The sequence below is a fragment of the Corynebacterium sp. J010B-136 genome, from assembly GCF_002967075.1.
Taxonomy (GTDB): Bacteria; Actinomycetota; Actinomycetes; order Mycobacteriales; family Mycobacteriaceae; genus Corynebacterium.
Map to the genome: position 1 here is coordinate 1 of NZ_PUGE01000022.1, position 454 is coordinate 454.

The 454-nt window shown below is 68.3% G+C and carries 1 protein-coding gene; it reads right to left on the minus strand.

The annotated features are described in order from the left end of the window. The coding region (locus C5Y44_RS13180; RefSeq protein ID WP_146108510.1) for an alpha/beta fold hydrolase at window positions 1-454 on the minus strand (454 nt) is incomplete at both ends.

Here is a 454-nt window from a genome sequence, read left to right on the forward strand (position 1 = left end):
TGGTCACGCTCATCACCCGCACGATCGCCTGGCTGCGCAGCAGGGCCAGCCCGAACCGCTGGGGAAGGCGTGCGGCGGCCTCGTAGTAGAGCACCGCAAGCTTCGTCATCAGGCCTTTGGGCCCTTCGAGGGCAGGCGCCGCGATGGGATTGACCAGGATCAGTTCGGCCACGGCGCCGGGCCTGGCCGCCACGAAATGGCTGGCAATGATCGAACCGAACGAATGCCCCAACAGGACCGTGTCCGCGCCCAGCCCCAGCGCGGCCATGAAGCCTTCAACGAATTGGCAGGAGGCGGCAACGCTGTGCCCTGTTCCTGCGAAGGCAGCCGAGCTGCCGAAGCCCGGCAGGTCCGGCATGATCAGGCGCATGTCCGTCAGCTGGTCGGCTACCCGGAGCAGGCCGTGGTGGTCGCCGCGGAACCCGTGCACCACCAGGATGGTGCGCGTCTCGGC